Here is a 15183-nt window from a genome sequence, read left to right as displayed (position 1 = left end):
ATGTGGTGGTTTCCGTCATTCGCAGTCTGGTCGTTCGCCTTTGCAGCCGTGGCCTGCGCCTGCGGCCCGATCATCATTCATCTGCTCAACCGCCGGCGCTATCGTACGGTGCAGTGGGCCGCGATGGACTTCCTCAAGGAAGCCATGCAGCGGAACCGCCGCATCCTGCATCTGCGCGACATGGTGCTGCTCGCGATGCGCACGCTCGCGGTGCTCCTCTTCGGTCTCGCGCTTGCTCAACCGTTTTTCACTCGCGGCTGCAATCAAGCCGTCGATGAACGCCAGCCATTGCACGCCATTGTCGTGATCGACAACAGCTTGAGCATGGGCTACGAAGCGCTCGACGGCACGCTGCTCGACAAAGCCAAGGATCGCGCCCGCCGCCTGATCGATCAGTTGCCAAGCGGCAGCAAGATCACCGTGCTGCCGGCCTGCGGCTCGCGCGATGGCACGAGCTTTGATCCGTACGACACCAAAGACGGCGCGCTCGACGCCATCGGCAAGATCGAACTCGTCGACCGCAGCACGAGTCTCGCGCAGGCCGTGAATCTGATGCAGCGTGCGATTGAGAACGGCGCTGAACTTTCGAAGCGCGTCGTGGTCTTCAGCGATCAACAAGCCACCAACTGGCGCGACGCCGATGCCGAAGTGCTGAAGAAGTTGCAGGACTGGCAACTCGTGGCCGTTGCTCCCGCCGGCGCCTCAGCCGCCTGGGAAAACAGCTGGGTCGCCGATATCGAAGTGGCCGATGGTCTCGCGGACATCGAAACGCCGACGACGATCATCGTCAAGCTGCAGCACCAAGGTGGCGGCAGCGAGCGGTCCGACATGCAAGTCAAGCTCTCCTACGGCGACACCGTCATCGGCGAGCGGGCCATTTCGCTCGAAGCCGGCGCGAGCAGCAAGCAAGTCGAGTTCGAATACGTCTTCAATACACTCACCGATGTCCCCGAGCCCGATCATCCGATCTTCGTTCCGCTGAAGGCGGAGATCATCAGCGACGATTCGCTGGCGGCCGACAATGTCCGTTATCTCGCGCTGCCGGTTGTCGCCGGCCTGCCGGTCGTCTTTGTCGATCAGTATGGTTCTGGTGAAGACGCGGCTCGCAATCACCTGGGCGAGACTCGCCATCTGCGAAAACTCCTCGCACCGAAAACTTCGCGCACCGATGCTCCGCGGCAACTTGTCAAGATTCGCCACATCACGCAGGGCGAACTCGACCAGGAAGTGCTGCAAGACGCACGGCTGGTTGTCCTCGCCGGTTTGAAAGAACCGCAGTCGGAAGAGACTGTCTCGCTCTTGCGCGATTATGTCCGTCAGGGGGGCCGCCTGGTCATCGCTGCCGGCGCTGATTTTGATCCGGCCCGCTGGCAGGAACTTGCCTGGCGCGAGGGCGACGGCATCTTACCGCTGCCTCTCAAAGAAAACGTCGGCGAAGTGCCGGAAGTCGCCGGCGCGAACACGAAACCATTCTCGCTGTCGTTTGCCAGCATGAACGGCAATGCCCTCTTCGAATTGCCCTCGACCGGTTCGCAGGAATTGCAAGATCTGTACGAAGAGCCTTACTTCTTCAAAGCCGTGGCGACCGATATCACCGCCGAAACGCGCGAAGCGCTCCGAAATGCGGCTCGCGAACGACTGACGGAAGAACTGAAGCTCCGCGAGGAAATCGCTAAGCGCCGCGAGACACTCACAGCCAAGCAAACGACCGGCGAGATCAGCGCTGCCGATCAGGAACAGATCCGCAAGGACGAAGCCAGCCTCGCCGTGCTCGCGCCGCATTGGTTGACCTGGTCCGATGACAAAGGAAATGCTCCCGACGCGAAGGCTGCCGCAAAATCGGCCACGTCCGCAGAGGCTGAAGCCGCTCGCACTTCGCAAATTGAACTCCTCGTGCAGCAACAACTGCCCAGCATCCTGGCCCGCTTTGATGATCGCGCCCAAACGCCATTTCTGATTGCTCGCAAGCAAGGACAGGGCGAAGTGTTGTTCGTCGCCACTGGCTTGCTGTCTTCGTGGAACACGCTGCCCAAGACGAACGCGATTTTGATGTTCGATCGATTGCTGCGGACCATGACGCGTTCGACGTTGCCGCAACGAAACTACGAGCCCGTCGAGCAACTCACGCTGCCAGTGCCCGCCCATCAGCACGACCTGACTGTTTCGGTCACGCGGCCGCAGCAGCTCGATCCGGAACCTCTCGACATCGGCTTTATCGGCGGCGATCGCCAGGGCGTGACGTTGCACGGCTTGTATCAGCGAGGCGTGTATCGGGTGGCCGGTGTGCGGCACGATCCGAATGCGAACAATCTGACAGCGGTCGCGAAGGTCGATGAGAAGCTCGCAGACAAGCCTGTTTGGGAAGTGCCGGTCGTCGTCAACGGCGCCGCGTCGGAATCAGAATTACTCCCCCTCACGCGGGCCGAGTTCGAAGAAAAAACCGCTGGCACGACGCTGCGTTGGGTCGAAGCCAGCGAAGACATCAGCCTCGCCGGCGCCGCGATTCGCGGTCAGGCAAGTTGGTGGTATCTGGCGTTAGCCGCATTGATTTTGCTGCTGCTCGAAATGGTGGTGCTGGCCTGGCCGGCGCTCCGTTCTTCGCCAGCAGGAACGGAGAAGGTTGCAGCATGATTCGTTGGTGGGGATGGCTCGTGGGCTTGGAGGGAGTGACCTCGATCGATGAGATCGCGCCGGAACTCGCTGCGCCCTGGGCTCAGGAAGGACCGTTCTGGGTCTTCCTCGCCGCGGTCGCGTTGTTCGTGCTGGCCATCGTTTTCTATCTGCGGTTTCAACCCGGCCCCAAAGGTCTCTCACGCTGGGGCCTGGCCATTTGTCGCGGCTTGCTGCTCGCGCTGCTTCTCATCACGCTGGCCGATCCAATTCTCCGAGCGCATGTCACCCGCCTGCACAAGCCGCAGCTGTATGTCGTTTTCGACGGCACCGACAGCATGGCCATTGCCGATCAACTTCCGGAAGCGCAGCGCGCCGCGCTTGTCTCGGCTACAGGATTGAAAACGGACACGCCAGCGAAGATCAATGAAACGCCGGTTGCCGCTAATCTGCAACCAACGCGGCTCGACTACGTGCAGGCCTGGCTGAAGAAAGCCGACGACAACACACTGCAAAAGCTGCAGGCGAAAGACATCGAGATCGAAGCCTTCCTTTTCGACGGCAATACGACCAGCCAATTGCGCAAGCTTAGCGACGGCAGTCATCGACTCGATCAAAAGCTTTCCACCTCCGATCTGGCCGACCAACTCACGCACACCGGTCAGGTCACCGCCCTCGGTGCGGTGCTGCAAGAGACGAGTCAGCAGTTCGGCTCCGGTCGACTCGCCGGTGTCGTCTTCGTCAGCGACTTTGCTCACAACAGCGGTTCATCGCCGATTGGTTTGGCCGGTAACTCGCCGATCGCCAAACTGGGTGCGCCGGTCTATGCCGTAGGTGTCGGTTCAACGGAAGCGATCGATCTCGCGGTCGATTTACAAATCGATCCCAAGATGAAGAAGGCCGAGCGCAGCAAGGTTGTCGCCAAGTTGCGGCAGAGTGGCCTGCAGGGCCAAAGCGTCACGGTCCGCGTCACTGGTCGAAAGATCGGCGGCGATTCGCTCACCAGCCCTGAGTTTCAAATCGGTCAGCGGACGGTCACGCTCGAAGGGAACGTGACGACCGCCGAAATCGACTTCACGCCCGAAGAGTCTGGCAGTTTTCAGTTCGCAGCAACCGTCGACAAACTCGAAGGAGAAATCGTCGATCAAAACAACCACGCGGTTCGCGAAGTCAACATCATCGACGATTATCTCCGCCTGATGTATGTCGCTCACGAGCCGACCTGGGAATGGCGGTTCATCAAAGAAGTCTTCCATCGTGACAAGCTGGTCGGCATGGATGGCTTTCGTACGTTCCTGGCTTCGTCGGATCCTCGCGTCCGTGAATCGAACGTGCTCTTCCTGCCGACCATTACGCCGAAGCGAAGCGAGTTCTTTGCCAACGACGTGCTGTTTCTCGACGACATGCCCCGCGGCGAACTCAAGGACCGCTTCTGCGAAATGACCAAAGAATTCGTCGGCAAGCTCGGCGGCGGCTTGGTGGTGATCTGCGGCCCGCGGTTTGGTCCCAAGGAATTGCAACAAACTCCGCTCGCCGATTTGTTGCCGGTGATCGTCGATCCGCAAGCCGAAATGCGCGACGCGCCGGAGTATCCGGAGTTTCGCTTGCGATTGACTCCCTACGCCGCGCAGCATCCTTTCATGCAGCTGAGTGCCAACGAACTCGACAACGCTAAAGTCTGGGACAACATGGGTAAGTTGCCCTGGTACCAGCCGGTTGCCGCGCTACACGATCAGGCGCAGGTCCTGGCCGAGCATCCCACCGACAAATGCCGCGACGGCAAAACGCCGCAACCGCTGATCACCATTCGCGAGTTTGGCAAAGGCAAGGTCGTGATGCTCAGCTTCAATGAGACCTGGCGTTTGCGACGCAAGTATGGCGAAAAGTTCTACCGCCAGTTCTGGTCGCAGCTCATCTATTCGCTCGGCATGAGTCACGCCCTCGGCAGCGACAAACGGTTTGTAGCTCGCGTCGATCAACCGCAGTATCGTGTGGAAGACAAAGTCACGCTCACGGTCGAAGCCTACGATGCCAACTTCGAGCCGCTCGATGAAGAGACGTTCACCGAACGCACGCTCGAAGCCGAACTCGTCATTCCCGGTCTAGGTGGCGGCGACTTGCGGCCCATTCGTGTTCCCATGCTTCGCAAAGGTGTGTTCGAAGCCCGCATTCCTGTCCTCGCGGTCGGTGAATACGTGCTCCGCGTGAAGGATCCGGTCACCAGCAAGTATTCGGAGCAACGCTTCGAAGTCACGTCGCTTTCCGCCGAGCGACGCAGCGGCGTGCGGAATGAAAAACTGCAGAATCAAATCGCCGAAACCTCCGGCGGCAAAGCGTACGACCTGACGACCGTTCACAACCTGGCGAACGATCTGCAGGTCGAGCCGCGCGTCGAGAAACTGACTCGCAACCGCGCTCTTTGGTCCACGCCCTTATGGTTCACGCTCGTCGTGGGCTTGATGCTGGGTGAATGGTTCTTCCGCAAGATGATCAAACTTTCGTAATCGCACTGACATGACCCGTTTGTCGACACTTCGCGCTCAACTCACCGCCCTCCAACAGGCGCGCTGGCTGGTGCGCGCCGCGGTGGCTGTCGCGGCGCTCGTCATCGCCGCGCTCTGGGCGCTCGTCGGCATACTAGTTCTCGATCTGCTATTCGAATTGCCGCCGCCACAACGGGTCGTCGTCATCGTCATCGCCCTGGGCGTCGTCGCGTGGGCTGGTATTCGCTTTACCTGGCCGCTGCTGCAAGTTCGCGAAACCGTCGAAGACATGGCGTTGTTGGTCGAACGTCAACAAAAACTCGATAGCGATTTGATCGCCGCGCTGCAGTTCGAAAAGCCCGGCTCCGAAGATTGGGGCTCGCACCAACTCCGCGGCGCGGTCATCGACTATGTCGCCAACGTCGGCTCGCAGTTGAATGTTTTCGAAGGCTTCTCCCGCGCTCAGATGATTCGCCGAGGAACCATCCTTGGCGTGACCGTAATGCTATTAATAGTCGCCGCGATCATCTATCCGCTGCACGCGGGACGATTTGTGAACCGACTGTTTCTCGGCTCGATGCACTATCCCACCGATCCGACCATCGAACGGGTTATCGTCAATCAAAAGACGGTGCTCGAGGAACAGTTGCACTACAGCCAACCCCTCAGCATCACGGCCGCTCAGGCTCGCCCGCTGGAGTTCGCCGCGCTGATCCGTGGCCAGGTGCCAGAGTCTCGCACCGTTTCGTTGATCGCGATCGGTCCGACTCGCACGCGCACCAAACTGGAATTGGTCGCCGCAACGCCCGAAGATCGCAAGAATCGTCTTCGCCGCGCTGCCGAAATGCTTCAAGCTGCCGCGAAGGACGAACAGATCGATATCTCCGTGCCGTGGCGCGATCAGGTGCGCACACTGCTTGCCTTTGACTCGCCAGAGACCGCGGCCCTGCTGTCGAAGGAAGCTCCCCGCTCGAGCCTGCAGTCTGTCGCCGATCAGATCTCGACGCAGTTGACCTCGGCCGCGCCGATCAACGAGCAGAAATCGCTCCTCACCGCTCAATTGCCGCGCTTGCTGGAGAGCGTCCGCTATTCGCTCACGATCGGCAACGCCTGGACCGAAACGGCCACGATCAGCATGATTCCGCTCCCAGCGGTCGAGCCTCTGCTCACGCCCAAGTATCCCGTCTACGCCGGCAAGTCGCCTTCGGCCGAACCAGGTCAGCGGCAAGTCGATCTGCTGCAAGGCTCGGCGCTTGATTTCGCCATCACTTGCACCAACGGCAAGCAATTGGAATCGGCCTGGGTCAATCTCCGCCGCCGTGATCAGACCGAGCGATTCGACCTGTCGAAGATTAACGCCGATGGCAGCAAGTGGGCCCTGGTCGATCAGCAAGGCAACACGCCGCTGACGAACATTCGCGATGAGTTTCGCTATGAGGTGCAAGTCGTCGATAGCGACGGCTTGAGCCTCGAGGTGCCCATCCGCGGCGCGGTGCGCATCAAGACCGATCGACCGCCGGGCGCCTCGATCGATGTCGTTCATAAAGTGGTGCTCCCTTCCGCCGAACCGGTCATTCATTATCGCGCAGCCGATGACTACGGCCTGTCGTCGATCAAGCTCATCGCCGAAGTGGAACGCCACTCCGATCAACCGGTCGCCGCGGCCACTCCGGAAGAGAGCGCTGCCTCGGGAACCACCGGCGCTGCGGGGAAAGCACTTGAGAAGCAGGAATTCGTGATTCCGATGAAACACGATCCGCTGGTCGGCAGCGACTTGCCGCTGGATAAGACCTTTGCGTTGAGCCTGTCGCCTCTGCAATTGACCAAGGGTGATCGGCTGCGGATTACGCTGGAAGTTTGCGATTACAGGGGCGAGAATGAGGCCGGCAAGCCGACCGGCGAACGCTATCAGTCTGATCCGGTGGTACTGGAAGTGTCGGACGAAAGTGGTGTGCTGGCGGCCATCTCTGCGGCCGATGATCGCTCGGAAAAGCAGCTCTCGGACATTATCAAACGTCAACTTGGGATTGGAGAATCTCCATGACAATGACTACAGGGAAATTGGTTGTCGGCCTGGCGGCGGCAGCGCTGCTCATCGTCAACGTCGCCAGCGGCGCCGAAGGAGACTCGTTCAAGAAGAAGCAGCAGGCGCAAGAGAAGGCCCGCGCCCTGGCCAGTGAGCTCGTGTCCGGTGTGCTCGATATTCAAATCCGTCAGCTCGAAGAAAACGGCCTCAAGGGCCTGCCGATCTACAAAGACATCGTTGCCATGAAGGGCAATATCGGCGTCCTGACTGCCGGCGACATGGAAGAGATCGTGGCCCTGCTGGTGAAAGCCCAATCCGGTACCCAGCAAGAGCGACTCGAAAATTTCAACAAAGCCCGCGGCCGCATCCGCGAAGTCGTCGTGCAATTGATGGCCGAGCGGCAAAAGCTCTTCCGCCGCATGCAAGTTGCCAAGCTCTCGGCCCAGGTTCGCGAGCTGATCAACATGCAGACTAAGACGCAAACACTAACGGTCTCGCTGCCGGCCCAAACGCCCACGCAGCGCGATACGCTCGCCCTCGGCGCCATCGAAGATCAATCCGACGTGCAACGACTGTTCTATCAACTCGTTGTCTCGCTCGAAGACGTAAAGACTTGGGGCGGCCAGGTGGCAGCGGGGGCCGAAGGTGGCTTGCGAATCCTCCGCGCGGCGCAAGTCGACCAAGAACTGAAGTCGGCAAGCCAACAACTCGCCAAGGCCGAGTTCACTGGCGCGAGCAAAGCACAAATGGCGGTCATTCGCGGCCTCCGTTCTCTGCTCGAAAAGCTCGAAGAAACGCAAGGCTTGATCGACAGCGACCGCGAAGCGGCCCTGAAGATGGTCCGCGAGATGATGAAGAAGCAGGAGCAGCTGCGCGACGAAACCAAGAAGTCGCCGCTCGATGAAAAGGAAGCCGACAAGCTCTCCGAAAAACAAACCGAGCTGCACAAGGAAATCGGCAAACTCGCCCAAGCCTTGCAGAGTGCCTTCCCCACGACCGAGCCGCTGCTCGACGATGCCAAGGCCGCGGCTCTCGAAGCTCGTCGCGAACTGTTCGAAACCGACAAAGCCGATGCTCTCGAAAAGCAAAACCAGGTCATCGGCGATCTCGCCCAGATCGAAAAGCAAATCGAGCAAGGCGCCGATCTGGAGCAGGCCGGCAAAAGCGCCGACCAACTTGCAGAAAAGGTCAAGGAACTCTCTGACCTAAGCAAAGAGCTCGGCAAGGCGATGAAGGAACAAGCCGAAGCCACCAAGCAAGCCGAACAAGCTCCGGCCGAAGCGCAGCAGAAAGAAGCGAAGGTCTTCGATACTCTGAAGAAAGCCGACGACAAAACCGAACTCAACGCCGCCATCGAAAACAAGGTGAAGTCCGCCGAAGAGGCCGTCGTCGCTGCCGCCGTTGCCGATAAGGACGTCACCCCCGAGAAGGCCGCCGCTCGCAAAGAAGCTGCCGAAGCCGCCAAGGATGCCATCGCGCAAGCCAAGGCCGAAGTCGATCAGCAATTGGCCGACGCCATGCGTCAAGAGCAAGCCGTCAAGGTCGGCGAACTGGCCCGCGCTGCCGAGGCGCTCGAACGAGCCGCTGCCGCCGAAAAAGAAGTCGCCAAAGAAGCCGCGGCCGCCGCGGAAAAGCCAGAGGGGCTCGTGCCAGAAAAAGCCGAAGCGCTCGCCGCCAAGCAAGCCGATGTCAAACAGGTCGCCGAGAAAATCGCCGAAGGTGTAAAGAACACCGCGCCCGAAGCCTCGAAGCAAGTCGCGGAAGCGAAGAAGCCCGTCGAAGAAGCGACCAAGAAAATCGCCGAAGCCAAACCAATGGCCGGTCAGCCCGCCAAGCCCGAAGCAAAGCAAGCGGCCAAGGACGCTGCGAAGGCGGCCGACAAAGCTGCCGAGAAATTGACGCAAGCCGCCGCTGAACTTCGCAAGGAAGCAGGAGAGGCAGCCGAGAAGCTCGCACAGATCGCTGGCGAACAACTCGATAAGGCCGAAGCGGCCCGTGAAGCCGTTGAACAAGCGGCAGCCAAACCAATGCCGTCGAAGGCCGAAGCCATCGCCAATCTGCAGAAGGCCGAAGATCAAATTCGCGCCGCTCAAACTGAGCAAGCCAAGGCCGAAGGCAAAGCTGCCGCCGCCGAAGCGAAGACTCAGGCCGAAAAAGTCGCGGAAGTAAAGAAGGAACAAAACCAGGCCGACAAGGCAGCGAACGATCTCGCCCAGGGCAAGGCCAACACACCGCTCGAAGCCGCCGGTGAACAACAAGAGGCCGCCGAAAAAGCCGCCGAAGCCGCGAAGTCGGCCAAGGGCGACGTCGCCGAAGCCTTGAAAGAAGCAGCCAAGGCCGCCGCCACCGCCGCCAAGGAAACTCTCGGCGGCGATCCTGCTAAGGCCGAAGCAGCCCGCGAACAAGCTCGCGAAGCCATTGCCAAAGCAGCCGCCGCTGCCGAAATGCAAGCGGCCGCCGCTGAAGCACAACCGGCTGGCAAGCCCGATGCCATGGCTCAAAAAGCAGCCGGCGAAAAAGCCGAAGCAGCCGAAGCTCTCGCCGACAAAGCCGCTGCCGAAGCCGGCGGCGACATGGGCGATCCTGCCGCGAAGGCCGCTCAAGAAGCCGGCAAAGCCGCCGCCAAGGCAGCCACCGAAGCCCAGGCCGCCAAAGAACAACTCGACAAGGGCAACACCGAAGGTGCTGCCGAAGCTCAAAAGAAGACTGGCGAAGCTCTCGCCAAAGCCGGTGAAAAGATCGGCGAAGCTTTGAAGGAACTCGGCAAGAAAGAAGCCGAAGGTCTGGCCGAAGAAGGGAAGGCCGCCGGCGAACTCGCCGACAAGGCCGGCGAAGTGGATCCGGGCGCTCAAGCTGCTCTGCAACAAGCAGCCAAGGCCGCCAAGCAAGCTGCCGCCGAAGCGGGTGAAGCTGGCAAACCCATGGCCGGTGAAGCTGGTAAGCCTGACGCGGGCAAACCCGATCCAGCCAAAGCCGCCGAAGCTCGCAAGGAAGTTCAACAACGTCTCGATCGCGCCGCCGCCAATCTCGCAGCTCGCGAACAACAACTCCGTCGCGATCGGGACCTCGCCGAAGCCATCGCCGAACTCGCCAAAGATCAACAGGCCGCCCGCGACGCCATCGGCGAAGCAGCCAAGCAACTCGCCCAAGGCGATGCGCCCATGGCCGGCGAAACCGGTGAACCAATGGGTCAAGCCGGCAAACCCATGGCAGGAGAAGCAGGCAAGCCGATGGGTGAGGCTGGCAAACCAATGGGTCAAGCCGGTAAGCCGATGGGCAAGCAACCGTCTGCCAAGAAGCTCGCCGCTGCCGAAGCTCTCCAGCGAGCCACGCAAGACTTTGCCGAAGCGCAAAAGGCCACCGGCGTCGGCGCTGCCGAAATCTCCGGTCAGGACGAAGTCGCCAACGAAGGAGTCCGCGAAGGTCTCGAAGCCGCCTCGCGTTTGGCCGAACCGATGGCTGGCGCTGAAGTCGCCATGGGCGAAGCAGCCGGCCAACCGATGGGCCAGCCTGGCGAAGCTCAACCCGGCCAGACGCCGATGGGACAACCTGCGACCGGCAAACCAATGGGTCAAGCTGCCGCCGGTAAGCCCATGGGCAAACCCGCTGGTCAACCAATGGGTCAGGCCGCCGCGGTCAAACCTTCCGATCTCGGCACCGGCCTCGTACCCAATTCCGCGGAAGCAACTGCCCAGCAAATCGCCGGCGCCGATGCAGTCGCCCAGGCCGAAGCCGCACTGCAAGCGGCTGCCGAAGCAATTCTCAATCAACTCGCCATGGGCGAACCGGGGCAGGGGCAACCGATGCCTGGCCAACCAGGCCAAGGCCAGCCCATGCCGGGACAACCAGGCCAAGGGCAACCCATGCCAGGCCAAGGGCAACCCATGCCAGGCCAGGGCCCGCCGATGCCCGGTCAGGGACAACCCATGCCGGGTCAACCTGGCGAGGGTCAGCCGATGCCCGGCCAACCCGGCGAACAAGCGACCAAGGGTGGTTCACCCATGGGTGGCGACGCCAAGAACAACCCAGACATGGAAAAAGGCGAGCTGAAAAACGAAGCGACCGAGCAAGGCGACAGCCGCGGCGAAAAAGCCGATCAAGACTCCGACGCCAAGGCCCAGAAGTTTGCGAAGGAACCTTGGTTCGCCAAGCTCCCGCCCTCCCTGCAAAACGCCATCCAAGCCAAAGCCCGCGGCAAGGCCCCGCGCGGCTACGAAGAACGCCTTCGCCGTTATTTTGAAAGTGTCGATTGATTGCAGATCGTATATGGCAGATTGCAGATTGAGAAAATTGTCTTGTATTCAATCTGCAATCTGAGATCTGACATCTGCAATAGAAAACCCTCCAGTTGAGTGAATCCGATGAGTGAGCAAGAGAAGAACGACGTCGCCGCCGTCCAGCGGTGCGAAAAAGCCTACAACCGTCTGCGCGACGAACTTTCGAAAGTGATCGTCGGTCAGAGCGACGTCATCGAGCAGGTGTTGGTGGCGATGTTTGCCCGCGGTCACGCGCTGCTCGAAGGTGTGCCCGGTCTCGCCAAGACGTTGCTCATCAGCTCGCTCGCCAAGTCGCTGCACTTGTCGTTCAAGCGGATTCAATTCACGCCCGACTTGATGCCCAGCGATATCACCGGCACCGAGGTGATTCAGGAAGATCCGGAAACCCATCAGCGGTCTTATAAATTCCTCGCCGGGCCGCTGTTCACGAACATGCTGCTGGCGGACGAAATCAACCGCACGCCGCCGAAGACGCAGGCGGCCATGCTCGAAGCCATGCAAGAACGCCAGGTCTCGGCGGGCGGCAAAATCCACGGCCTACCGGCGCCGTTCTTCGTACTCGCCACGCAGAACCCGCTCGAGCAAGAAGGTACCTACCCGCTGCCCGAAGCTCAACTCGACCGCTTTCTGCTCCACATCAAGGTCGACTATCCCAGCCCTGCCGAGGAATGGGAAGTCGCCCGCCGCGTCACCAGCGGCCAGATGGGCGACATCAATGCCGTCCTCAGCGGCGAAGAGATCATCGAGTTTCAAAAGCTCGTCATGCGCGTGCCGGTCAGCGATCAGGTGCTCGGTTACTGCTGGGCGCTCGTGCGGGCGACTCGCCCCGGCACCACGGAAGCGCCGGAGTTCGTCAACAAGTGGATCAACTGGGGCGCTGGTCCCCGCGGTGTGCTCACGCTTGTCACTTGTGCCAAGGCCCGCGCCATTCTCTACGGCCGCTACCACGCCACCGTGCAGGACGTGCAAGCCATTTTGAAGCCCGCCATGCGGCATCGTATCGCCGGCAATTACGCGGCTCAGGCCAACGGTCTGAACAGCGAAAAGCTGGTTGACATGCTGCTGCAAGCGATCCCTGCCGATCGCAAGTACGAAAAGCCCGCGGCCTAATGAATTGATTGCGAGGTGACCCATGGTCCGCTTTCGCTTCCGCCTGATCTCGTTGATTGTTCTCGTCGCTGTAGTGTGCGTTTTCGCGGCAACGTACGGGAACTATCGTCGAGCCCTTGGCGCGGAAGATCGAGCTTACCGAGAGATTGCCAACAAAGGCGGATGGGTCATTGTGTATTCAAACAATAGTCATGTCGAATTCGTCGCGGCGCCTAAACAACCGATGTTGGGTTGCGCCATGGGTGTAATTCGGACTTACCGTCCATCCGGCGATGCGAGGCAATTCAGTGACGCAGACCTGGAGTTGTTCGACAGTGCTCGCAGGCCGTGTTCTATCAATTTGACTAACACCCAAGTATCCACAATTGCCGCCACCGAGTTTCAACGTTTGCATCCGGCATGGAAGCTCTATTTCTCGCCGGAATCACGGTCCATTCGCTAAGCTAGTCCTCCGCCGATGTCCAACACCGTTCTCCATCGCTATCTCGATCCCGAAGTCCTCGCCCACGTTGCCGACCGGCATTTGGAGCCGCGGGGCCTCGTGATTGGCAACCTCGCCGGCGCGCACAAGTCGCCGCTGAACGGGTTTGCGGTCGAGTTCGCGGGCCATCGCGAATACACACCCGGCGACGACCCCAAGCACATCGACTGGCGCGTGTATTTCACCCGCGAAAAACTGTTCATCAAGCAGTACGAGCTCGAGACCAACTTCGTCTGCCATCTGGTTCTCGACGTCAGCGCCTCGATGCGTTACGGCGAAGGCCGCGAGCAAAAATTGCTGTACGCCGGTCAGATGGCCACCATGCTCGGTTATTCGATCGTGCGCCAGAGCGATAAGGTTTCGCTGGCCACGTTCGACGAGCAAGTGCGCGGCGTCGTGCCGGCGAGCAATTCGATGGACCAGGTGGTGCGGATGACGCAGCATCTCGACCTGATCGAGCCGAAGGAAAAAACTTCGATCGCGGAGTGTCTGAACGAAGTGGCCCGCCGCATGGGCCGCCGCGAAATCGTGATGGTCTTCAGCGACTTCTTCGGCACGGATCTAAAAGAGCTCGAGTCGGTGCTGCAGCGGCTGCGCTACAACCGGCACGAAGTCGTCCTCTTTCAAGTGCTGCATCACGAAGAGATCACCTTCGATCTCGACGGCATGGTCAAGTTCGTCGGTTTGGAAGTAGCCGATGAGTTGCTCGCGCAGACCGAAGATCTCCGCCGCGGTTACCTCGCCGCCCTGCAGCGATTCAACGACGAGTTTCAGGAAATCGCCCAGCGCAACGGCTGCGAACGGATCCTCGTCGATACTCGCCGACCGATGAGCGAGCTATTTATCGACTATCTCAATCAGCGCAGCATGCTGAACCGCGGACGGTAAGTTCACTGTTTGGCCGCGCAACAGTACATTGGTCGGATCTGCCACTTCCCTGCGAGGCCAGCCGGCATGAACCGCCAACTGCGATTCCGTTTCAGCCTGCGCATGCTGCTGCTGGCGATGCTGGTGCTGGGATTATTTCTCGGTTGGTACGGCAGGGAATGGGACCGGCTTCGACGTCAGCGCGCGATTGCTACTCAGTTTCAATCGCGCGGCGGATATGTCGCCTACGATCCCAAGTTGCCTGCTCCCAACCAAAAAAACTCGCCTGGGCAGCCGCTGTCCCGAGTCGCGGGCAGAATGTTGTTTGGCGAGGATGCCTTTGCCCACATCGATACTGTGTGGCTCAAAGACAGCAAACCCGGTGACTTCGAGCTCTTCATAAACTTGCCGCAGCTGAAGGGGCTCTTACTGAAGCAACCGCCTGATGATTGTCTCGAGCAGTTGGTGCGCAACCGGAAACTGGAGTCGCTAGACCTGCAACATTTTCGCCTGAACCGCGCTCGCTTTGAACTTTTGCAACGACTACAGCATCTCAACACGCTCAGCTTGACGGGGAATGAAGTCGACGATGAGGCATTGGAGAGTTTGGCGTTGCTTCATCAACTTAAGACGCTGATGCTCGACGGTACCAATCTGACATCACAAGGCCTGCGACGAGTGGCCGAGCTCGAGCACCTGCAACGTTTGTACGTCTCCGCCAGCAAAACGATCGACGATCGTGCAATTGGTGAACTCAAGCCGTTGAAGAATCTGCGCACGCTCAGTTTGGTTGGCACGTCTACGACCAGCGCAGCGCTAGAGCATATTGGTGACATGAAAGAGTTGCGCACGCTGGACCTCAGCCATACGCCGCTCACTGATTCGGGATTCGAAAACCTGGCGGAATCGCAGCTGGCCGAGTTAACCGTCTTCGGCACCGCGGTCGGCTCGCAAAGCTTGCCGCAGATTGCAAAGATGAGATCGCTACGCAGGCTCGATCTTGGCGGCAGAAATTCGCCGCTCACGAACTCGGACCTGGCTCCGCTGGCGAAGCTCACCGAATTGCGCAACCTGTCCATCTCGACGAACGGAATTACCGAAGAGGCGCTAACGCACCTGAGCTCTCTGCGCAACTTGCGCTCGCTTTACCTCAACTCGAAAGCCATCTCGAAAGCGGCTGCGGTTCGACTACAATCCGATCTGCCGCACTGCACCATTAGCGGCAGCGACGTTGCTGGCAGTTATGAACTTCCTGCGCCGCAACCATCTCCGGACGAGCCAAACTAGCTAGACGCAAATAAGTGTTCCGCAACCACCCTTCTCGCGGCT

8 protein-coding genes are annotated in these 15183 nt (G+C 60.0%); all 8 read left to right on the top strand.

Translation table 11 applies throughout. The features are described 5' to 3' along the window. Positions 1-2631: a BatA domain-containing protein gene (locus M9Q49_RS10295; RefSeq protein ID WP_254508654.1), complete on the top strand. Its 2631-nt coding sequence runs from the start codon at positions 1-3 to the stop codon at positions 2629-2631. Then, a complete protein-coding gene (locus tag M9Q49_RS10290; protein ID WP_254508652.1) occupies positions 2628-5114 on the top strand; it encodes a hypothetical protein in 2487 nt (828 codons plus the stop codon). Before M9Q49_RS10295 ends, M9Q49_RS10290 begins: the two co-directional genes overlap by 4 nt. Before the next feature lie 10 nt (positions 5115-5124). Beyond that, the gene (locus tag M9Q49_RS10285; protein WP_254508651.1) at positions 5125-7137 is read left to right on the top strand and encodes a hypothetical protein; all 2013 of its coding nucleotides are present in this window, start codon (positions 5125-5127) and stop codon (positions 7135-7137) included. Further along, positions 7134-11372: a hypothetical protein gene (locus M9Q49_RS10280; protein WP_254508650.1), complete on the top strand. Its 4239-nt coding sequence runs from the start codon at positions 7134-7136 to the stop codon at positions 11370-11372. The genes M9Q49_RS10285 and M9Q49_RS10280 overlap by 4 nt, the downstream gene beginning before the upstream one ends. A 108-nt stretch (positions 11373-11480) precedes the next feature. Further along, complete coding sequence (locus tag M9Q49_RS10275; protein ID WP_254508648.1) at positions 11481-12506, top strand: AAA family ATPase; 1026 nt, start codon at positions 11481-11483, stop codon at positions 12504-12506. A gap of 22 nt (positions 12507-12528) precedes the next feature. Then, on the top strand, positions 12529-12948 hold the full coding sequence (locus M9Q49_RS10270) for a hypothetical protein (protein WP_254508646.1): 420 nt from the start codon (positions 12529-12531) through the stop codon (positions 12946-12948). Positions 12949-12963: 15 nt separating this feature from the next. Next, complete coding sequence (locus M9Q49_RS10265) at positions 12964-13875, top strand: DUF58 domain-containing protein (protein ID WP_254508645.1); 912 nt, start codon at positions 12964-12966, stop codon at positions 13873-13875. A gap of 66 nt (positions 13876-13941) precedes the next feature. Continuing rightward, positions 13942-15141, top strand: a complete 1200-nt coding sequence (locus M9Q49_RS10260) for a leucine-rich repeat domain-containing protein (protein ID WP_254508644.1) — start codon at positions 13942-13944, stop codon at positions 15139-15141. Positions 15142-15183: the final 42 nt, after the last annotated feature.

Source organism: Anatilimnocola floriformis, assembly GCF_024256385.1.
GTDB lineage: Bacteria > Planctomycetota > Planctomycetia > Pirellulales > Pirellulaceae > Anatilimnocola > Anatilimnocola floriformis.
Note: the sequence above shows the minus strand (reverse complement) of the source record. Positions and strands in the feature narration are given on the sequence as shown.

Bases quoted from the DNA above. Each gene is read 5' to 3' on its own strand.
- M9Q49_RS10295 (WP_254508654.1), top strand. From the start codon at position 1: ATGTGGTGGTTTCCGTCATTCGCAGTCTGGTCGTTCGCCTTTGCAGCC.
- M9Q49_RS10290 (WP_254508652.1), top strand. From the start codon at position 2,628: ATGATTCGTTGGTGGGGATGGCTCGTGGGCTTGGAGGGAGTGACCTCG.
- M9Q49_RS10285 (WP_254508651.1), top strand. From the start codon at position 5,125: ATGACCCGTTTGTCGACACTTCGCGCTCAACTCACCGCCCTCCAACAG.
- M9Q49_RS10280 (WP_254508650.1), top strand. From the start codon at position 7,134: ATGACAATGACTACAGGGAAATTGGTTGTCGGCCTGGCGGCGGCAGCG.
- M9Q49_RS10275 (WP_254508648.1), top strand. From the start codon at position 11,481: ATGAGTGAGCAAGAGAAGAACGACGTCGCCGCCGTCCAGCGGTGCGAA.
- M9Q49_RS10270 (WP_254508646.1), top strand. From the start codon at position 12,529: ATGGTCCGCTTTCGCTTCCGCCTGATCTCGTTGATTGTTCTCGTCGCT.
- M9Q49_RS10265 (WP_254508645.1), top strand. From the start codon at position 12,964: ATGTCCAACACCGTTCTCCATCGCTATCTCGATCCCGAAGTCCTCGCC.
- M9Q49_RS10260 (WP_254508644.1), top strand. From the start codon at position 13,942: ATGAACCGCCAACTGCGATTCCGTTTCAGCCTGCGCATGCTGCTGCTG.